The 20,026-nt window shown below is 62.4% G+C and carries 17 protein-coding genes and 1 tRNA gene; 8 read left to right on the top strand and 10 right to left on the bottom strand.

Annotated elements, in window-relative coordinates:
* Positions 1-12: 12 nt before the first annotated feature.
* The 6 genes from J2Z17_RS01865 to J2Z17_RS01840 all read right to left on the bottom strand — a co-directional run bounded on the left by J2Z17_RS01865 (position 13) and on the right by J2Z17_RS01840 (position 10,011).
* A complete protein-coding gene (locus J2Z17_RS01865; protein ID WP_245223834.1) occupies positions 13-1,221 on the bottom strand; it encodes a pilus assembly protein in 1,209 nt (402 codons plus the stop codon).
* A 100-nt stretch (positions 1,222-1,321) separates the two neighbouring features.
* Positions 1,322-2,200 carry a transglutaminase family protein gene (locus tag J2Z17_RS01860; protein WP_209941694.1) on the bottom strand — a complete coding sequence of 293 codons (879 nt, stop codon included), beginning with the start codon at positions 2,198-2,200 and terminating at the stop codon, positions 1,322-1,324.
* A gap of 6 nt (positions 2,201-2,206) precedes the next feature.
* Positions 2,207-4,627, bottom strand: a complete 2,421-nt coding sequence (locus J2Z17_RS01855) for a circularly permuted type 2 ATP-grasp protein (RefSeq protein WP_209941692.1) — start codon at positions 4,625-4,627, stop codon at positions 2,207-2,209.
* Positions 4,628-7,966 (bottom strand): transglutaminase family protein, encoded by a 3,339-nt coding sequence (locus J2Z17_RS01850; protein WP_209941690.1) that lies wholly within the window; start codon positions 7,964-7,966, stop codon positions 4,628-4,630.
* Positions 7,926-8,327, bottom strand: a complete 402-nt coding sequence (locus tag J2Z17_RS01845) for a hypothetical protein (RefSeq protein WP_209941688.1) — start codon at positions 8,325-8,327, stop codon at positions 7,926-7,928. Before J2Z17_RS01845 ends, J2Z17_RS01850 begins: the two co-directional genes overlap by 41 nt.
* 256 nt (positions 8,328-8,583) lie before the next feature.
* Positions 8,584-10,011, bottom strand: coding sequence for a mannose-1-phosphate guanylyltransferase/mannose-6-phosphate isomerase (locus J2Z17_RS01840; RefSeq protein ID WP_209941686.1), 1,428 nt, complete (start codon positions 10,009-10,011; stop codon positions 8,584-8,586).
* A gap of 267 nt (positions 10,012-10,278) precedes the next feature.
* Here J2Z17_RS01840 and J2Z17_RS01835 point away from each other — a divergent pair, with 267 nt between their 5' ends.
* Positions 10,279-10,905: a thermonuclease family protein gene (locus tag J2Z17_RS01835; protein WP_209941684.1), complete on the top strand. Its 627-nt coding sequence runs from the start codon at positions 10,279-10,281 to the stop codon at positions 10,903-10,905.
* 4 nt (positions 10,906-10,909) lie between these two features.
* On the opposite strand, the gene J2Z17_RS01830 is transcribed toward J2Z17_RS01835, so the two are convergent.
* Entirely contained in the window at positions 10,910-11,368 is a 459-nt protein-coding gene (locus J2Z17_RS01830; RefSeq protein ID WP_209941682.1) for a MarR family winged helix-turn-helix transcriptional regulator, read from the bottom strand.
* Between the two features lie 395 nt (positions 11,369-11,763).
* Between J2Z17_RS01830 and J2Z17_RS01825 the strand changes: the two genes are divergently transcribed.
* Complete coding sequence (locus J2Z17_RS01825) at positions 11,764-12,459, top strand: fumarylacetoacetate hydrolase family protein (RefSeq protein ID WP_209941680.1); 696 nt, start codon at positions 11,764-11,766, stop codon at positions 12,457-12,459.
* Between the two features lie 93 nt (positions 12,460-12,552).
* Here the strand turns inward: J2Z17_RS01825 and J2Z17_RS01820 are convergent, their stop codons facing one another.
* The gene (locus J2Z17_RS01820; protein WP_209941678.1) at positions 12,553-13,203 is read right to left on the bottom strand and encodes a GntR family transcriptional regulator; all 651 of its coding nucleotides are present in this window, start codon (positions 13,201-13,203) and stop codon (positions 12,553-12,555) included.
* Positions 13,204-13,339: 136 nt separating this feature from the next.
* Here J2Z17_RS01820 and J2Z17_RS01815 point away from each other — a divergent pair, with 136 nt between their 5' ends.
* The 5 genes from J2Z17_RS01815 (at position 13,340) to J2Z17_RS01795 (ending at position 17,950) form a co-directional block, all read left to right on the top strand.
* Entirely contained in the window at positions 13,340-14,764 is a 1,425-nt protein-coding gene (locus J2Z17_RS01815; RefSeq protein WP_209941676.1) for a M20 family metallopeptidase, read from the top strand.
* A gap of 70 nt (positions 14,765-14,834) precedes the next feature.
* The gene (locus J2Z17_RS01810) at positions 14,835-15,557 is read left to right on the top strand and encodes an ABC transporter permease (protein WP_209941673.1); all 723 of its coding nucleotides are present in this window, start codon (positions 14,835-14,837) and stop codon (positions 15,555-15,557) included.
* Positions 15,554-16,276: an ABC transporter permease gene (locus J2Z17_RS01805; RefSeq protein ID WP_209941671.1), complete on the top strand. Its 723-nt coding sequence runs from the start codon at positions 15,554-15,556 to the stop codon at positions 16,274-16,276. The genes J2Z17_RS01810 and J2Z17_RS01805 overlap by 4 nt, the downstream gene beginning before the upstream one ends.
* On the top strand, positions 16,273-17,052 hold the full coding sequence (locus tag J2Z17_RS01800; RefSeq protein WP_209941669.1) for an ABC transporter ATP-binding protein: 780 nt from the start codon (positions 16,273-16,275) through the stop codon (positions 17,050-17,052). The genes J2Z17_RS01805 and J2Z17_RS01800 overlap by 4 nt, the downstream gene beginning before the upstream one ends.
* Positions 17,053-17,092: 40 nt before the next feature.
* Positions 17,093-17,950: a transporter substrate-binding domain-containing protein gene (locus tag J2Z17_RS01795; protein ID WP_209941666.1), complete on the top strand. Its 858-nt coding sequence runs from the start codon at positions 17,093-17,095 to the stop codon at positions 17,948-17,950.
* Positions 17,951-18,393: 443 nt separating this feature from the next.
* Here J2Z17_RS01795 and J2Z17_RS01790 read toward each other — a convergent pair.
* Positions 18,394-18,468, bottom strand: a tRNA-Val gene (locus J2Z17_RS01790).
* A gap of 96 nt (positions 18,469-18,564) precedes the next feature.
* Complete coding sequence (gene cpdR1, locus J2Z17_RS01785; RefSeq protein WP_209941664.1) at positions 18,565-18,927, bottom strand: response regulator CpdR1; 363 nt, start codon at positions 18,925-18,927, stop codon at positions 18,565-18,567.
* 185 nt (positions 18,928-19,112) lie between these two features.
* On the opposite strand from cpdR1, the gene J2Z17_RS01780 reads away from it, so the two are divergent.
* The gene (locus tag J2Z17_RS01780; RefSeq protein WP_209941662.1) at positions 19,113-19,997 is read left to right on the top strand and encodes an N-formylglutamate amidohydrolase; all 885 of its coding nucleotides are present in this window, start codon (positions 19,113-19,115) and stop codon (positions 19,995-19,997) included.
* Positions 19,998-20,026 lie beyond the last annotated feature (29 nt).

Genomic DNA, 20,026 nt, shown 5'->3' with positions numbered 1-20,026 from the left:
CCCGCAAAAGCCTCAGTTCGTCAGGCGTGTACCGGCTGCGGCGGCCTCTTCACCGATCTTGGCGAAGGCTGCGATCAGCTGGTCTGCGTCCTGGGCGTCATAATAGTTCTTGGAGGACGAGGCGCAGGCCGACAGCAGCGCCTTGCCCCCGGACGGTGCCATGAAGGCCACGGTGTAGACGGTGATGTTCTGCTTCTTGGCATCGTCACACCATTTCAGAGTCGCGGTGTTGTCGCTGCTGCTGTTGTTGTCGCCGTCGGTCATGAACAGGATGAACTTGTCCGGAACCTGGCCATTCTTGGCCTTGTGGGCCTGGTCTTCCTGCTGCGACACCAGGGTCGTGTAGGCGAGCTTGACGGCCTTGGTCGATGCCGTGCTGCCTTCCGCGTCGAGTGCCTTGACATAACTCAGGGCTTTGGACGTACCCCAGGCAAAGTCGCTCTCCGGCTGGACATCGCCATTGTAGGACACGGCGGCGGTGCGGACGAACTTGGAGTCGGGATCGACGATCTTCAACTGGTTCATCAGGCTTTCCGTGGCCACCTGAAGGGTCGCAATCTTCGTCACATAGCAGGGGCTGGTGGCCTTGGTCTTGCTGTTGCCCCAGTTCTGCGCCGTCCAGTTGATGCACTTGCTCTGGGCCGTATTGATCGTGTCGGTGCGCCAGGCCATGGAGCCGGACTTGTCGAGGACCAGATACATCGAGATCGCATTCTGGGTTTCGGCCGTGCTCTTTGCCGAACTGGAGGCTGCCAGCGATGCCGTCTTCCAGCCCAGAAGCTGCGTCATCGGGTTCAGAGCGAGATTGTAGCCGGCCTGGACGGTGACGTCGAAGGCGGCATTGCCATCCTTGACGGTCTTGTTGGCGATGACCGCCGTGTCGTCCTGCATGTTCTTCTGCATCTCGGCCTGCTCTTCTGCGGAGAGCTCGGCGCCGGTGTAGAGATTGGCCATCTGGGAGGCGAGGAATTTCTTGGCCAGCTGGATGGCATCCTCTTCGCTCATGCCCTTGCTGGCCATGGCGGAGGCGGCTGCCAGCGCCGCGGAATCGGCTGCGTTCTGCAATTCCGACCGGATCTGGACCATGCGCGTCAGGTCCATTGCGACCCCGCCCGAAGCCAGCAGTACCGGCAGCAGAATTGCGGTTGCAACACCAAAATTGCCGCGTCGATCAAACGCGATTCCATGCAATATTTTTTTCAATGTGCTTTTGGAGATCATCATGGTCATCCAGACATACGGGTTCCAATTGAGGCGTACACTACGCCGCAAAAATAGACTTTCGCTTAATCGGAAGGTTCGAATTTTATAGAAGAAGCAACTATCCGGCAGGAACCACGTCGACGGCCTGGATGATGTCGTGACTACCGTAGCTTTTTAGCACACCGATGACCGGGGCGACATCGGAATAGTCACGGCCATAAGCGACAACCACGTGGTCGGCGCCTGCCGGAATGTCATTGGTCGGATCGAGCTCGATCCAGCCGGTGGCGCGGCCGCACCATACCCGAACCCAGGCATGCATGGCATCGGCGCCTTCCAGCCGTTCCTTTCCGGGCGGGGGCAGGGTGCGCAGAAAGCCGCTGACATAGCCGGCCGGAATGCCGAGACTTCTCAACGCCAGGATCATCACATGGCTGAAATCCTGGCAGACGCCACGCTTCAGCTGGAAGGCCTGGGCCGGGGTCGTGTCGACCGATGTGGCCTCGCCGTCATAGGTGAAGTCCTCGTGGATACGCTTGCACAACGCTTCGGCCACCTGTCGGACGGTCTGACCCGCCGCCAGCCGCTCACGCCCGTAGGCCGCGATTTCCGGAACCTCGGCGAGCCGCGGGCTGGGCCCGAGGAAATGATGCGGCGAGGACCCGTCCAGCGCCCGATGTGCCGTCAGTTCGCCGTCGAGCCGGTCTAGCATCGGCGAGAAATCGGCGCTGTCCTGCGCGGCGGTAACGGCCACCCGCGCCTGCATGCGGATGTCGAGCTGCTCGTGGGCGCCGCGCAATTGCAGATAGGTCGCGGGATGCCGGAAGAAATCGGTAAAGCCGGTGACCTCGTCCGGGTCGGGATCGACCCGGATGCTGCCAGCGACAAGGCGTTGCCGCTCGCCGAGATTCATCGGCACCAGCCGCAGGATGTGATGGGAACCGGAGGCCGGGACGTCATAGACGTAGCTCATCCGCAGGGTAATGTCATACAGCATCCGGGATCAGCTCAGATAGGTTCGAGACAGGAGATCGGAGAGCTTGTCGAGCTCCTCTTCGATGGACTTGTACACCGCAGCCGTAATGTCTTCCGGCACCATGACGGCGACGTTCGAATGCAGCTTCATCGCCTCGCGATAGAAGGGCGACATCTGACCGTTCTCGAAGGCGTTCGGCAATTCTTCCACCTGGTTCTTGATCGCGGTCAGCTGGAACAGGATCGAACGCGGGTTGAGACCATCCAGGACGAGCAGGTCGGTAACCGTCAGGTGGGCGGTGTTGACGTTGTAGCGTCGGCGATGGGTCATGACGCTGTCGGCGATTTCCAGAAGCATGTCGAGCGCTCCGTCGGGGGCGTCCTCCCCCAGGAGATGGCCGAGAAGGCGCGTCAGGTGCATGCTGCGCTCGACATAGCGCCCCAGGCTGAGGAAGCGCCAGCCGGTGAAGCGGTACATGTTTTCATGCAGCAGGCCCGCAAAGCCGGCGAGCTTGCGCAACAGCACGGTCATTGCGTGCGCCGCGTCATCACCGGCCTTGACCCGCTCATGCAGGCGGCGTGCCGTCTTTGCCAGGTCTTTCAGCGCCAGCCAGCCGTCCGGGGAGAAGCGGTCGCGGATCCGGCTTGCCGAATAGACGGCGCTGTCGATGTCGCGCATCAGGCTGTCGGGAACACCCTTGCCGTCTTCCATATCGACGCCGAGGTCGTCCAGATAGAGGCTGACATTGGCGAGCAGCGGTTCCTCGCGATTGGCCGTCTCGGCATAGCGCGAATGCCAGGCCCGCAGGATGCGCAAGGTGCCTTCCGCCCGCTCGATATAGCGGCCGAGCCAGTAGAGATTGTCGGCCGCACGGCTCGGCAGGCTGCCCGGCAGGTTGCGGGTGAAGGCGTCATTCGTCTGCAGCAGCGTGGTGCGATCGACCGGCTTGTCCGAGACGATCCAGACATCGGCGGCGCTGCCGCCGCGCTGCATGGCAATCGCCGCCACATCATTGCTGCTGCCGATGCGGGCAAAGCCGCCCGGCATGATCTGCCACCCGTCCTTGGTGCGGGCGGCATAGACCCGCAGGCTCATCGGGCGCGGCACCAACTTGCCGTTATCGTAGACCGGCGTCGTCGACAGCGTCACGACCTCCTGGCCGACCAGCGCATGGCCGTCGGTGTCGAGCCATTTGGCGACCGATTCCTGCGCGGTCGTGCGCAGTGCAGAACCGAGCACCGAGCGGCCATTGTCGTCGAAGAAGGGTAGGCGCGAATAGGCCGGGCCGATCACCATGCGGTCGATATTGCGCGATACGTGCTCACGCTCGCTGTCCTGGCCGCACCACCAGGTGGCGACCGAGGGCAGGGCAAGCTCCTCGCCGAACAGGTCGTGGCAGATCGTCGGCAGGAAGGCGAGCAGGGCGCGGGTTTCCAGAATGCCGGAGCCGAGCGCGTTGACCACCGTCACCGTGCCGCTGCGCAGCGCCTGGGTAAAGCCGGGCGTGCCGATATGGGAAAGCTGGTTGAGTTCCAGCGGATCGGCATAGGACGCGTCGAGGCGCCGCCACAGCACGCCGATCGGCTTCAGCCCGGCGACGGTGCGCACCATCAGCCGGTTGTTGACGACCGCCAGATCCTCGCCCTCCAGCAGCATGAAGCCGAGATAGCGGGCGATATAGGCGTGTTCGTAATAGGTCTCGTTGGCAAGGCCGGGGGTCAGCACGGCGATCCGGTCGTCGGGGTGCTGCTTGTGGGATTGCAGCGCATCGCGAAACGCGGTGAAGAAAGAGGCGAGGCGGTGCACATGGGTGTCGGCATAGATGTCGGAAAAGGCGCGCGCCGTCGCCACCCGGTTTTCCAGCGCAAACCCTGCGCCCGAAGGGGCCTGCGTGCGATCGGCCAGAACCCACCAATCGCCATCGGGCCCGCGGCCGATCTCGAAAGAACAGAAATGCAGATGATGCCCGCCGACCGGCTTGACGCCGACCAGGGGGCGCAGAAATTCCGGATTGGAGGCGATCAGGGCTGCCGGCAGGATACCCTGCTCGACCAGCTTGTTGTCGCCGTAGATGTCGGCGACAATCGCTTCCAGCAGGTTGGCGCGCTGCACCAGGCCGGCTTCCAGCGCCTGCCATTCCTTTTCGGCGATCAGCACCGGTATGGGGGAGAACGGCCAGGGACGTTCGGAACTCTCGCTGGCGTCATAGGCGCGGTAGAACACGCCGGCATCGCGCAGATAGCGATCGGCACGCGAGAAGCGTTCGTGCAGTTCCTGCTCCGACATTGCATCGATGGCGGCGACGAATTTCTGCCAGACCGGCCGGATCCTGCCCTCGGCGTCCAGCATCTCGTCGGCGACGCCGGGCAGCGCACGGTAATGCGCCGCCCCCAGCGCACCGCCGGCCGCCGCCTGCGGGCTCGCTTCCTTCACCGATGCATCCACCATTTACAATCCCCGGGGGCGCCGCAGATCCAGAGTATGCGGGAATTCCTGCGATGTCTGCTCTTGCGCCAACTGATATCGGCCGGCAGTGTGCCCCCAAGGTTCGAAACGCGCAAGCCGCCTGGCTTCCGCCTCGTTGCCATTCACAGGGAATGTCTCGTAATTGCGCCCGCCGGGGTGGGCGACGTGATAGACGCAGCCGCCGATCGAGCGCGACGACCAGGTGTCGTAGATGTCGAAGGTCAGCGGGGTGTTGACCGGCAGCACCGGGTGAAGCCCGGATGCCGGCTGCCAGGCCTTGTACCGGACCCCGGCAACGGCCACGCCGTTCATGTCGGTGCGTGCCAGCGGCACCATCCGGCCGTTGCAGGCCACGCGGTAGCGATCCGGATTGCCGGTTTCCAGCTGGACCTGCAGGCGCTCGACCGAACTGTCGACGAAGCGCACGGTGCCGCCGATGGCCCCTTGTTCGCCCATTACATGCCAGGGTTCCAGCGCCTGGCGCAGTTCCAGCTTCGAGCCTTCGTATTCGACCTCGCCGAAGAAGGGGAAGCGGAATTCGAGTTGGGCTGCAAACCATTCCGGCCGGAAATCGAAGCCGTTTTCGCGCAGATCCGCCAGAACTTCGAGGAAATCCTGCCAGATATAATGCGGCAGCATGAAGCGATCATGCAGCGACGTGCCCCAGCGGACGAATTTGCCGGAGGTCGGATTTTTCCAGAACCTGGCGATCATGGCGCGGATCAGAAGTTGCTGTGCAAGGTTCATCCGCGCATTCGGCGGCATTTCGAAGCCGCGGAACTCCACGAGACCGAGACGGCCGGTCGGGCCGTCCGGTGAAAACAGCTTGTCGATGCAGATTTCCGAGCGGTGGGTGTTGCCGGTCACGTCGATCAGCAGGTTGCGGAACAGGCGGTCGATAAGCCAGGGCAGCGGCGGTGCGCCATCGCCGGGCATCGGCACCTGGGAAATGGCGATTTCCAGTTCATAGAGGCTGTCATGACGTGCCTCGTCGATGCGCGGCGCCTGGCTGGTCGGGCCGATGAACAGGCCGGAGAACATGTAGGAGAGTGCGGGATGGCGCTGCCAGTGCAGCACCAGGCTCTTCAACAGGTCCGGCCGGCGCAGGAAGGGACTGTCGTTCGGATTGGCGCCGCCGACCACGACATGATTGCCGCCGCCGGTGCCGGTGTGGCGCCCGTCGATCATGAACTTGTCGGCGCCGAGACGCGTCTGGCGTGCTTCCTCGTAGATCGCCTGGGTGGTTGTTACGCAGTCGTCCCAGTTGCTTGCCGGGTGGATATTGACTTCGATCACGCCCGGATCGGGAGCGACGCGGATGACATTGAGGCGCTCGTCATGCGGCGGCGCATATCCTTCGATATGGACAGGCAGGCCGAGCGAATTGGCCGCCGTCTCGGCAGCCGTCACCAGTTCCAGATAGTCCTCGACGCGCTCGACCGGCGGCATGAAGACGCAGAGGCGGCCATTCAGCTTTTCAACCGAGATCGCGGTGCGCACGGCACCGCCGATCTCGCCAAGGACCTGTTCGACGCGGTCCTGCTGGCCCCCTTCATCGGCCTGGAACGAGGCTTCCGGCATGGCCCGGCCCGCCGGCTCCCGCTTGACCGGGTCCGGCAGCGGCTTGCGGGGCTCCGACGGATCGGCCGGGTGGATGAAGGGAAATTGCGACTCCGACAGATAGGGCAGGGTGCCGAGCGGCAGGCGGTAGCCGACGGGGCTGTCTCCCGGCACCAGGAAGATGCGGCCGCGTCGGGTCCGCCATTTCTCGCTCACCCATTTGCGGCCGGAACCTGTGGCCTGGCTGTTCCAGACCTGCACCGGCAATACATAACCGGCGGCCTCGGTAAGGCCGCGCTCGAACACCTTGGCAATGCGGCTGCGCTCCTCGGGATCTTTCAGCTTGGAGTTCGACGGATCGACATTGTCCGGCAGATTGCCTTCCTTCAGCAGCCATTCGGCCGGATCCTCATAGGCCGGCACCACCATGTCGGGTTCGATTGCAAGCTCGCCGGCAATGGCCGTCAGCAGCTTCTGCGCGTCTTGCGGCGTCGCCTCCGTTTCCTTGCCTTCCTCGGCAATCAGTTCCGGGTTCTGCCAGATCGGCTTGCCGTCGCGGCGCCAGTAGAGCGAGAAGGTCCAGCGCGGCAGGCTTTCGCCGGGATACCATTTGCCCTGGCCATAATGCAGGAAGCCGCCTGGGGCGAAGCGGTTGCGCAGGCGCCGGATCAGCGCGTCGGCCAGATTGCGCTTGGTTGGTCCCACGGCGCCGGTGTTCCACTCGTCGGACTGGAAGTCGTCGATCGAGACGAATGTCGGCTCTCCGCCCATGGTCAGCCGCACGTCGTAGTCGGCAAGCTCGCCATCGACCTTGCCGCCAAGCGCATTGAGCGCATCCCAGGATTCGTCTGAGAACGGCTTGGTTATGCGCGGATGCTCGGCGACGCGGCGGACCTTCATGTCGAAATCGAAACTGGTATTGGCCTCCCCGACATAGCCGCCGGAAATCGGCGCGGCATTGCGATAATGCGGCGTGGCGGCGAGCGGAATATGGCTCTCGCCGGTCAGCAGACCGGACGTGGGATCAAGGCCGATCCAGCCGGCACCCGGCAGATAGACCTCGACCCAGGCATGCAGGTCGGTGAAATCGACCTCTGTGCCGGAAGGGCCGTCCAGCGATTTCAGGTCGGGCGTCAGCTGGATCAGGTAGCCGGAGACGAAGCGGGCGGCGAGCCCGAGGCGCCGCAGGATCTGCACCAGAAGCCAGCTGGAATCGCGGCACGATCCCTTGGCAAGCGTCAGCGTCTCGTCGGGCGTCTGTACCCCCGGCTCCATGCGCACGATATAGCCGATCTGCTGCTGCAGGCTCGCGTTGAGGCCGACGATCATGTCGACGGTCGGCTGCCCTTCGGACCTGTCGATCGTGGCCATGAAGGCGGTCAGCGCCGGGGTATCGGGTTCGGTGCGCCGGTAGATCTCCAGGTCTTCCTTCAAGTCCTGCGGATAGGAAAACGGCCACTTGCTTGCCTCTTCCTCGACGAAGAAATCGAAGGGATTGTAGACCGACATGTCGGCGACCAGATCGACCTCGATCTTCAATTCGGTCACCGGATCGGGAAAGACGAAACGGGCGAGATAGTTGCCGTAGGGGTCCTGCTGCAGGTTGACGAAGTGATTGGCGGGCGAGACCTTCAGCGAATGACTGATCACCTTCGTGCGGGAATGGGCGGCAGGCTTCAGGCGGATGATCTGCGGGCTGAGGCGGATCGGATTGTCGTATTTATAATGGGTGAGGTGATAGATACTCGCCTTGATCGACATACGCGCCCCAGTCTGTTGTTTGATTATTGGCTTTAGCCTTGCATTGCGTCGATCTTGTGCAATGCAAATTTATAAAGCAAGCACAAGCGTCCGCCGGCCAGGGTCTTTTGGACCATGCTTCCCTGTTTGCCCGCGGCGGATGGCAATCGTCGAGACGGTCTAGCCGGGCGACAGATTGCAGACGACGAAGCGCGGGGACAGCAAGACCAGCGCAGCCGGCGAGCCGAGCAGCGGAACCTCGAAGACGAACAGGCCGGCAAGGGATGATGATAATGATGATGATGATGACGGTCTGCGCTTGGCCGACCGCCCCATAGGGCGCGAGCTTGCCGAGCATGATTTTCAGCGGCTTGATCGGCATGGAGAGCCGGTTTTCCTGGTGCCGCGCTCGATCTCGTGGCTGGCCGCAAGGGCGGCAAGCGGCCGGTGAGATGCAGCCCGGCGGTGAATGGATACCGTAAAGGGCTTCAGCGGCGGAAAAAGGGCTTCGGCGGCGGATGGGACGGACATCGAATTGCTGAAGCGGCTGCTCTTGTAGGTTCTGTTGAATGGCAAAACGAACGAGCCCCGCAGCGCGCGCTGCGGGGCTCGTTCACCTCATCTGCGATGGCGCGGGATCAACTGCGGCCGAACTCGTCCACCAGGCGGATAATGTCATCCTCGCCGAGATAGGAGCCGGTCTGGATCTCGATCAGTTCCAGGCGGATCTTGCCGGGATTGCCGAGCCGGTGGACTGAACCCTGCGGAATATAGATCGACTGGTTCTCGTGCAGCAGCGTCACCTTGTCGTCGATGGTGACTTCGGCGACGCCGCGCACCACGATCCAGTGCTCGGCGCGGTGATGGTGCTTCTGCAGCGACAGCTTCTTTTCCGGCGTGACGAAGATGCGCTTGACCTGGAAGCGGTCTCCATTGATCAGCGAGGTATATCCGCCCCATGGCCGCAGCGAGGTCGGGTGCAGCTCGGTCAGCTGTTCGGTCTTCTTCGAGCTCTTCAGCTTCTTGACCAGATTGCCGACTTCCTGGCTCTGGTCGAGGTGGCCGATATAGACGGCGTCCTCGCTGGCGATCACCGCGATACCGTCCATGCCCTGCACTGCCATATGGCTGTTGCGCGACATGACGAGCGAGTTCTTCGTGTCCACCAGGGTGGCATTACCGGCGACGACATTGCCGTTTTCGTCCTTCTTGCCGAGCTTCCAGATCGCGTCCCAGCTGCCGAGGTCGGACCAGGTGATCTCCGAGGGGACGACGACGGCATTCTTGGTTTTTTCCATCACGGCATAGTCGATGGAAATGCTCGGGCTCCTGGCGAAGGCTTCCCCGTCCAGGCGCACGAAGTCGAGATCTTCTGCCGCCTTTTCGAGCGCTTCGCGCGAGGCTTCCAGCACTTCGGGGGCCAGCTTTTCCAGCTCACTGATCATCTTGCCGGCGGCAAAGACGAACATGCCCGAATTCCAGTAATATTTGCCGCTTTTCAGCATTTTCTCGGCGGCTTCAAGTTCCGGCTTCTCGACGAAGCGCACGACTTTCAGCGCGCCTTCCGGCGTCTTGTCTCCACCCTCGATATAGCCATAGCCGGTGGCCGCTTCCGTCGGCTTGATGCCGAAGGTCGCCAGCTTGCCGGTCGCAGCGGCGCGGCGGGCGGTCTCGACGCACTGCTTGTAGGTGTCGTCCACCTCGATCTCGTGGTCGGAGGGCAGCACTTCCATGATCGCGTCCTGGCCAAAGCGCTGGGCGACCAGTTCTGCGGCGACCGCGATCGCTGCGGCGGTGTTGCGCGCTTCCGGTTCCAGCACGATGGCGGAAAGCTCTATACCGGCCTCGCGCGCCTGTTCGGCGACCAGAAAGCGGAATTCTTCATTGGTAACGACGATCGGCGCTTCGAATATGGCCGGATCGGACAGTCGCTCCAGGGTGCTTTGAAAAAGGGTCTTGTCGCCGATGAAACGGATGAACTGCTTGGCTGCGGTTGCCCGCGACAGTGGCCACAGGCGCGTTCCCTTGCCACCCGCCATTACAACGGGGACGATCCTGTTAGTCATAGAGCTTTACCTTTCTGCTGGAGAAAACCTGGCGTGGCGATGCGTGCGTAGGCCTCGCCTGCCATAGGCGCCGTGGGGCATGGGGATGCCATGCGCTGCCGCGTCTCGCCCGATGAAATGAGGAGGCCGAAATGTGTGTAGCGGCAAAGTATGAATTCTGTTCAGCCGTCATGGCGTCCGAGGCTATTGATGGGATAACTGTTGAAACGACAAGCGAAAAGATATGTTCCAATGTCTTATACGAATTCGCGCTGATGGGAACCTGCCGTGCTGCAGCATTTTTCCAGACTGACAGGAGCAAGCCTGAAGCCAAGCCTCGTTGTCCTGCTCCTTGCGACGACGATGCATGGCGCCGGGGCGGAGGAGAGGCGGGCCGATGCGGAGCGGCGCCTGCCGTTCGCGCGCGCCGGTGACCGCATCTGGACGGATCGGCCCGTCCGCGTCGATCGTGACAACCAGCCGTATCAGCGGATTCCCGGCATCAGATATCGGTTCACGCTCGGCCTGCGGGCCGGGCGCGGTGTGACGGTCACGGATGGCGGCTCGTTCATCCTGAAGGGCACGGTATATCTTCTTTCCAGGGTGTTTGCACCGCCACCGCACAGGCTCTGCCGCACGGATGAAGGTCAACGCTTCGTCTGCGGTGCACGGGCACGTGCCTATCTGCGAAAGACGATTCTCAACCATTATCTGGAGTGCCGATCCGATCGGCTCGGCCGGTATGTCCGGCTGATCGATTGCCGTCTTGGCAATCTCGATCTCGCGCAGGTGCTGGTAGAAAGCGGCAATGTGCGCGCGGTGGCCGGCGCCGGGCTGGAGGCGGTGGAGGCCCAGGCGGTCGCTTCGCGATCCGGTACCTGGGCCGATCCTCTTTGTCGCGCCGGCGATTGTTGACCGGTCAGGTGATCCTGAGCGGTGCGCGGCTGCGCTCATTGACCGCGTCGGCGGCCTTGCGCAGCATCCGCATGAACAGGATCCGTTCATCGGTATCGAGCCCCTGCAGGAGCAGTTCCTGCGTATCGCGCACAATCGGGCGCACTTCCTCGAGGATCTTGGAGCCTGTCTCGGTCAGATAAAGTTCGCGCGCCCGCCTGTCGGTGGCGCTGATTTCGCGGCGTACGAATTTCTTCTGCACCAGCCGGTCCACCACCCCACCAATGGTGACGCGGTCATAGGCGATGTGATTGGCAAGTGTCGCCTGGTCCAGGCCAGGACGGTCGCTGATGGCGATCAAAGCACCATACTGCACCGGTGTAAGATCATAGCCCCGCTTGCCGGTTTCTTCCATGAACATCGAGACCGACGCCTGGTTCAGGCGTCTTACCAAATGCGATGGCATCTCAAAGATTTCCAACATGTCGTGTCCCCTTCTGCCCCCGCAGATCGAATTTACTCGGCGTCGCGATCATGTCGCAACTAACTTTCACAAACAACTGACACGTAGATATTATTCTACTGCATTACCATCGGTTATCCTTCAAATCTTATTTATTTCGTCGGAGTACATATTAGCATAACTTCTAAAATAAGAAAGTAGAATACGACAGGAGCGTGCTTTTAGGTGTTCTGGCGGCGTCCCATTTTGCGACGCGACTGCAATCCTGGCATTTAAAACAACGACTTGCACGCACTATCCAGCCACCCAAAAAATTATCGCGACGTTCACTCCAATGGCGTGTTTCAAAGTTCGTCGCATTGAACTATGCCTTTCGGACCACATTTTCGAGGCCTCCACAGACGGAACTTTCTCTCATGAAAGCATTGTTCGAAACCCCCTCCACCCCTCTCGTTCCGGTTGCGGGCGAGGTGGACGGATTTCCTGTTCACCGCATCTTCTGCGTCGGTCGCAACTACGCCGCGCACGCCGCCGAAATGGGGGCGGAGGTCGATCGGGAGGCTCCCTTCTATTTCACCAAGCCGGCTTCGGCCGTGGTCATGGCTGGCGCAACGGTGCCCTATCCGCCCGGCACATCGAACCTGCATTACGAGATGGAACTGGTGGTGGCGATCGGCAAGCCTGCGTTTCGCGTCAATTCAGCCGATGCGATGCAGGCCGTCTACGGATATGCCTGCGGTCTCGATATGACCAGACGCGATCTGCAGAATGTGGCCAAGGAAAAAGGGCGGCCCTGGGATTTCGCCAAGGCATTTGAAAACTCGGCCATCCTGGGGACGATCAGCAAGGCTGAGGATGTCGCGCCGATCGTGGATCAGCGCATCACGCTCTCCGTCGGCGGCGAGACCCGTCAGGATGCGGTGCTGTCAGACATGGTCTGGTCGGTGCCGGAGATCATCAGCCATCTCTCCGGCTACTATCACCTGCAGCCGGGCGACCTGATCTATACGGGCACGCCGTCGGGCGTGGGCGCTGTGGTTACCGGCGATGAACTGCACGGGACGATCGAGGGGCTCGAACCCGTCAGCCTGATCCTCGGCCCGGCCGAATAGCAGGCCGGTTCATCCCTCATTATAACCGTGGCAGGAGCAGGCTCTGCTTGACGCGGACGCCTGCTGCATCTCCCGGTTTTCGCCGCAGCCGGTTCAGGCCGACGCGTCCGGCCCTGACTGCATGATGTGTTGGGTAATTAGTGCCTTGAGGCGATCCATGTCGCGCATTTCGAGACAGCGCACCATATCGTAGTGCTCCAGGCTCGATTGCTGAATGCGCGCGCGCGTCGTCCATTGGGAGACGGGGGCAGACGAGGTGCGTTGGCGGATTTCCGTCACGACCTTGACCAGTTCGGCATTGCCGCACAGCGACAGCAGACGATGATGAAAGGCAAGATTCGCCTCGTAGAGCTCGATCGTGGTGCCGGACATGATCAGCCGATCGAACTGGTCTGCAAGACTGTTGAGCGCCGTGATATCGGCAGCGCTTGCATTGTCGATGATCCGGCCCGCGACCCCCAGTTCCAACAGCAGGCGGACTTCGCTCACCTGGCGGGCCTGATCGCCGTCCGGCTCGAAGACATGATAGCCGCGATTGGGGACGTGCTCGACGATTCGCTTCTGCGTCAGTCGATCCAGTGCCCGGCGGATTTCGGGGCGCGCACAGCCATAGCGTTTTTCAAGATCGATCTGCTTCAGCCAGCTCCCGGGCGCCAGTAGCCCCGTCTGGATGTCATGAAGAATAAGGTCGGTGACATCGACGGTGTTATCGCCGCCCGCTTCGTCTCGCCTGTCCGGTTTCATCGCCTCTCCTCCGGCCCTTCGGAATCATCGCTGGCCGCAAAGCAGAAATATAGTTGAGACAGGCACTTGCGCAATTCAAAAATCGGAGCATAAATTGGCGCCAATATTGGTTTAGTAGAATTTCAAGGGCAGCGGCATGAATAATTCGGATTTGGTCTGGGCATTGGTCGATGACAAGGCACCCGCATTTGCCGAGCTCAGCGACCGTATCTGGGACACGCCCGAGACCAATTATCTCGAATATGCCGCCGCTGCCGAACATGCCGACATGCTGCGCCGGGAAGGTTTCCGGCTGACCGAAGGTGTAGCCGACCTGCCGACCGCCGTCATGGGCGAGGCGGGGGAAGGCGGACCGGTGATCGCCATTCTCGGCGAATACGACGCCCTTCCAGGGCTGAGCCAGGCAGCCGGCGTTGCCGAGCAGCAGCCACTGGTCGAAGGCGGCAATGGCCATGGCTGTGGCCACAATTTGCTCGGCTCCGCCTCGATGCTCGCTGCCGCCGCGGTCAAGGACTATCTCGCGCAGAACAACCTGCCGGGCCGCGTTCGCTATTACGGATGCCCGGCAGAGGAGGGGGGCTCGTCGAAAGGCTTCATGGTCCGCGCCGGTGTGTTCGACGACGTGGACATCGCCATCTGCTGGCACCCTGCCGCCTTCACCGGCGTCAACAACCCGGTGTCGCTCGCCTGCAACGAGATTCTGTTCAGCTTTACCGGCAGGGCGGCGCATGCCGCGTCCTCGCCGCATCTCGGCCGCAGCGCGCTCGATGCCGTCGAGCTGATGAATGTCGGGGCGAATTATCTGCGCGAGCACATGCCGATCAGCGCCCGTCTTCACTATGCGATCATCGATGCCGGTGGCCAGGCGCCGAACGTGGTGCAGGCGCAGGCCTCCGTCCGCTACCTGATCCGCTCGCGCAGCCTGCCGGAATTGCTGGAACTGGTCGAACGGGTCAAGGATGTCGCCCGCGGTGCGGCGCTGATGACAGGTACCACCATGCGCCACGAGGTGATCAGCGGCGATGCCGATCTCGTCGGCAACACGCCGCTGGAACAGCTGATGCATCGCAATCTGGAGCGCCTCGGTCCCGCACAGTTCGATGACAGCGACCGCAAGACGGCGGCGGAATTCCAGAAGACCTTTACGGACGCCGACATCAGGGCATCCTTCGAACGCTTCGGTGTCAAGCCGCGCAAGGGGCTGGCCCTGTGCGACCTGATCTTTCCGCCGGAAAGCGGGGATCGCAATTCGGTCGGCTCGACCGACGTCGGCACCGTCAGCTGGGTGGTGCCGACCGTGCAGATGCGCGGCGCGACCTACGCGATCGGTACGCCCGGCCATTCCTGGCAACTGGTGGCGCAGGGCAAGCTGCCGGCGGCCCACAAGGGCATGACCCATGCCGCCAAGGTGATGGCAGCCACGGCCGTCGACATGTTCAACAATCCGCAGGAAATCGAAGCCGCCAAGGCCGATCATGCCGAGCGGCTGGACGGTCGTCCCTTCGTCAATCCGATCCCCGACGACGTCGAACCGCCGCTGCCGGAAAAGCGTCATGCATGATATTCGACGCGCATCGCGTTTCCGCGTCCCCGGCGCTTGCGCCCCTCTCGGTCTGAGATAAGGATCCGTCATGGCGCAACCGGGTTTCTTCGAATTGTTCGGCTTCGGCCCCGAAGGCTGGGGAGCAGCGCTTCTGACCGGTGCCATGATGACCATCGTCATCGCTCTTTCCGGTTTCGCCATCGGTGCCTGCATCGGGGTGCTCGGCGCCTGGGTGAAGATTTCCGGCGGCGTCGTCGGCCGCGCCATCGCCGGTGCCTATACAACGGTGCTGCGCGGCATTCCCGATCTGCTGGTCATCTATCTCTTCTATTTCGGCGGCTCGGCGGCAATCTCGGCGATCGGGCGGCTTTTCGGCAATGACGGCTTCATCGGCTTTCCCGGCCTGCTGGCCGGTGCCCTTGCCGTCGGCATCACGTCGGGCGCGCAGCAGACCGAAGTCTTCCGCGGCGCCTTTCGTGCCGTGCATCCCGGGGAATTGGAAGCGGCGATCGCCTGCGGCATGCCGCGCTTCCTGCGCTTTCGCCGGATCATCGCGCCATTGACGCTGCGTCACGCGCTGCCGGGCATGGGCAATGTCTGGCAGGTGGTGCTGAAGGAATCGGCGCTCGTCTCTGTCACCGGCGTCGTCGAACTGTTGCGCCAGTCGCAGATCGGGGCGGGGTCGTCCGGCCTGCCCTTCGATTTCTATGTGGTGGCGGCAGCGCTCTACCTTGCCATCTCCACCGTCTCCGGCCTGGCGCTGAATGCGGCCGAGCGGCGCACCCGGATCGGCACGAGGAGAAACCCATGAACCTTCCCTTCATGTGGGCGACCTTCCTCGAACTGATCGCGGCGGTGCCGAAGACGCTGGAGCTTGCCGCCGCCTCGATCTGCCTTGGGGCGGTGCTGGCGCTGCTGCTCGCGCTTTGCCGCGTCTCGGGGATCGCCGTTCTCGACTGGCTGGCCCGGACCTATGTCTTCGTCTTCCGCGGCACGCCGCTTCTGGTGCAGATTTTCCTGATCTATTACGGCATGGGCCAGTTTCCGGCCGTGCGTCACAGCGTGTTCTGGGTGGTCCTGCGCGATCCGCAATGGTGCGCCATCATCGCACTGATGATGAACACGGCCGCCTATTCCAGCGAGATCATCCGCGGTGGCCTGCTCTCCGTGCCGCAGGGGCAGGTGGAGGCGGCCCGGGCCTGCGGCATGTCGCGGCCGCTTGCCTTTCGCCGGATCATCCTGCCGCTCGCCATTCGCCAGGCGCTGCCCGCCTATAGCAACGAGATGATCTCGATGGTCAAGGCGACCTCGCTCGCCTCGATCATCACCATCATGGAGGTGACCGGCGTCGCGGCCCGGATCATTTCGGAAAGCTATCGGGCCATCGAGGTCTTCGTCGTCGCCGGCCTCATCTATCTCGCCCTCAACTTCATCCTGACGCAAGCCGTCGCCCTGATCGAATACCGGCTGAGCGGCCATCTGCGCCCGCGTCAGTCGTCCAGGCCCTCAAGGATCGGAACCCCGTCATGACAGAGATCGCCGCGCCCAACGCCCCCGTCGTCGATGTCGCCGATCTGCGCAAGAGCTTCGGCCCGCTGGAGGTGCTGAAAGGCATCTCGCTCAAGGCGCAGCAAGGCGAGGTGATCTCGATCCTCGGCTCGTCCGGGTCGGGCAAGTCGACGCTGCTGCGCTGTATCAACATGCTGGAAACGCCCAATTCCGGAACGATCAGCATCGCCGGCGAGACGATCCGCATGGTGCCGGCCAGGCATGGCAAGAGCAGGCCCGCCGATCCGCGCCAGGTCGACCGCATCCGCACCGAACTCGGCATGGTCTTCCAGAGCTTCAATCTCTGGTCCCACAAGACCATTCTGGAAAACCTGATCGAAGCGCCGGTGCACGTGCTGAAGCGGCCGCGCGCGGAATGCATCGCCGAAGCCGAGGCGCTGCTCGAAAAGGTCGGAATCGCGGAAAAGCGCAACGACTATCCGGCGCATCTGTCCGGCGGCCAGCAGCAGCGCGCGGCGATCGCCCGGGCGCTCGCCATGCGGCCGAAGGTGATGCTGTTCGACGAGCCGACCAGCGCGCTCGATCCGGAACTCGTGGGCGAAGTGCTGCGGGTGATGCGCGCGCTCGCGGAGGAGGGACGCACCATGCTGGTCGTCACCCACGAGATGGGCTTTGCCCGCGATGTCTCCAGCCGGGTCGTCTTCCTGCACCAGGGCGAGATCGAGGAGCAGGGGACGCCGCAGGACGTGTTCAGCCATTCGCAGTCGGAACGCTTCCGGCAATTCATCAGCAAGTGACCAACAGGTCCAGAACCGCAACGAAAAGGGGAATACCGAAATGAAGAAACTGATCCGCACCGTATCGGCGAGCGTGCTCGCTGTCGCCTCGCTGGCGACCGTCTCGGCCCATGCCGAGGAAAAGCAGTGGACCGAGGTGACTATCGCCACCGAAGGCGCCTTTCCGCCCTACAACTTCACCCGGCCCGACGGCTCGCTGGATGGCTATGACGTCGAGCTCGGCAACGAGCTCTGCAAGCGGATGGAGGTGAAGTGCACCTTCGTCGCACAGGCCTGGGACGGCATCATCCCCGCTTTGCTTGCCGGCAAGTTCGACGCGATCATGGCCGGCATGTCGGCCACCGAAAAACGCAAGGAAGTCATTGCGTTCTCGGAATCCTACGGCAGCACCGGCCAGGCCTTCGCGACCCTGAAGGGCAGCGATCTGGTCGACCTGCCGGAAAAGGGCAAGCTCTACTCGCTGGCGAGCAATGAAGAGGGTGCGCGCAAGGCGGCCGAAGAGCTGAAGCCGCTGTTGAAGGGCAAGGTCATCGGCGTGCAGTCCGCCTCGATCGCCGCGCGCTTCGTCAACGAATATCTGAAGGATGCCGTCGAGGTGCGCGAGTACAAGACGACCGAGCAGCACGATCTCGATCTCGTCGCCGGCCGCGTCGATCTTACCATGGCCTCCATGGGCTATCTCAGCACCGCCGTCGAGAAGCCGGCCAATTCCGATATGGAAATCGTCGGTCCGCGCTTCCAGGGCGGCATGCTGGGGGCCGGCAGCTCTGTTGGCCTGCGCAAGGAAGACACCGGCCTGAAGGCAAAGTTCGACAAGGCGATCGCGTCCGCCATTGCCGACGGCACGACCAAGCGCCTGTCGGAAAAGTGGTTCGGCTTCGACGTCACCCCGCAATAAGCATGAACGCCCGGCCGGCTCGTCCTTGCCTTCGAGCCGGTGATGGCAATGACACCCCCCGTGGCGCGGCCGTGTTCCTTGATCCCTGGTGGAGACTGGACCACGGTCTCGTCAAAACCCTGCGAAAGCCGGCTGCCGCTGCAGCCGGCTTTCGTCGTTATGGGAGAGGGCGATCGGCGCATTCAAAACGAAGCCGCTGCGGTCGGATCGATTCGCGTTTGGAAGCCGCCAGGACGCTCCTGCAGGCGCACTTTCGTCCCATGGGTGGGACAGATGCACGTTCCGCCGTATTGCTGCCAGGGGCCGTCTCCGTGGTCTCGGGACCCGCTCCTCGTTTGAGGCGAGGGCGGTCTGCAGATGCGTCACAGATGCTCAGGTTTTGCGTGGCGTGGGCTGGAAAGCAAAGCGCCGGCCACGAGGGGCCGGCTGCTTTTTGATCTGGATGGTGGGCGTGACAGGGATTGAACCTGTGACCCCTACGATGTCAACGTAGTGCTCTCCCGCTGAGCTACACGCCCATCCGATGGCGGCGGATAGACCACAAAACCGGCGGAGGCGTCAATAGCCTTTTTCGGTTTGTGGCGGCTTTTTTCCAGAGCCCCCGCAATGCCTGCTCAGGCAGCCAGCATCTTGTTGACTTCATTGACAAGATCACGCAGGTGGAACGGCTTGGAGAGAACCTTCGCGTCCTTCGGAGCGTTCGAATCGGCGTTCAGTGCAACGGCGGCGAAACCGGTGATGAACATCACCTTCAGGTCCGGGTCGAGTTCGGTCGCGCGACGTGCAAGCTCGATGCCGTCCATCTCCGGCATGACGATATCGGTCAGCAGCAGCGAGAAGGGCTCTTCGCGCAGGCGATCATAGGCGCTGGCACCATTGTCATAGGACAAGACGGCATAGCCGGCCTTTTCCAGAGCCTTGACCAGGAACCGGCGCATGTCATTGTCGTCTTCGGCGAGGAGGATTTTCTGTGTCATTTCGTATTGACCGTTCAAGGAGTGGATGGACGCTTCGCCCGGGACGTTAACTTTTTCCCGGTAAACATCGGGTGAAGACATTCGTCTTAACCGTCGCGCACCGGATCGCCAGTATGGACTTTGCAGGACCCTGCTGGCAACATGCGCAAAAGACAACATAGTGATTTGGTAAAGAATGAGGCGCAATGAGCCAGGTGGTGCCCGAGGCTGACCTGTTCGAAGTGCGGGAGCCGGACACCCAGGCCATCCCCTTCGTCTATAGCTCGCCGCATTCCGGTCGTCGCTATCCGCCGGCCTTTCTGGAACAGTCGAAACTCGATGCGGCGGCGATCCGCCGGTCCGAGGATCATTTCGTCGACGAACTCTTCGGCGCAGCGCCCGATCTCGGCGCCCCCTTGCTGCTGGCCCATTTCCCACGTGCCTATGTCGATGTGAACCGCGAGCCTTACGAACTCGATCCCCGCATGTTCGACGGTGCCTTGCCGCCCTTTGCCAATTCGCATTCGCTGCGCGTCGCCGGCGGTCTCGGCACCATTCCGCGCATCGTGGCGGAGAACATGGACATCTATTCCCGACGGTTGCCGGTCAATGAAGCGATGACCCGGATCGAGACAGTCTACAAACCCTACCACATGCGGTTGCGCAAGCTGATTGCCCGCACCCATGCACGCTTCGGCCACGGCATCCTGATCGATTGCCATTCGATGCCCGGCAATATCCGTTTGAGCGGCAGCGGGCTTCGCCCGGATTTCATCATTGGCGACCGCTACGGCACCAGCGCCTCGGCCGACCTGTCGCGGGCGGCAATGGAATTCCTCGAAGACCAGGGGTTTACCACCGTTCGCAACAAGCCCTATGCAGGCGGCTTCATCACCGAACATTACGGGCGTCCGGCGCGTGGCCTGCATGCCCTGCAGATAGAGGTCAACCGCTCGCTCTATGTCGACGAGGCGACGCTGGAGAAAAAGCGCGATTTCGATGAGCTGAAAGGTGCCGTCACCACGCTCATGCAGCGCATGGCCGAATTTGCCGAGCATTTCGCCGGACCCGCCTCGCTGGCGGCAGAGTAGAGCCTCGTCGCGAGCGTCGCCTTTTGGCC

The organism is Heterorhizobium halophytocola (assembly GCF_017873095.1).
Classification (GTDB): domain Bacteria; phylum Pseudomonadota; class Alphaproteobacteria; order Rhizobiales; family Rhizobiaceae; genus Allorhizobium; species Allorhizobium halophytocola.
This window is presented reverse-complemented; position numbering and strand designations above follow the sequence as displayed.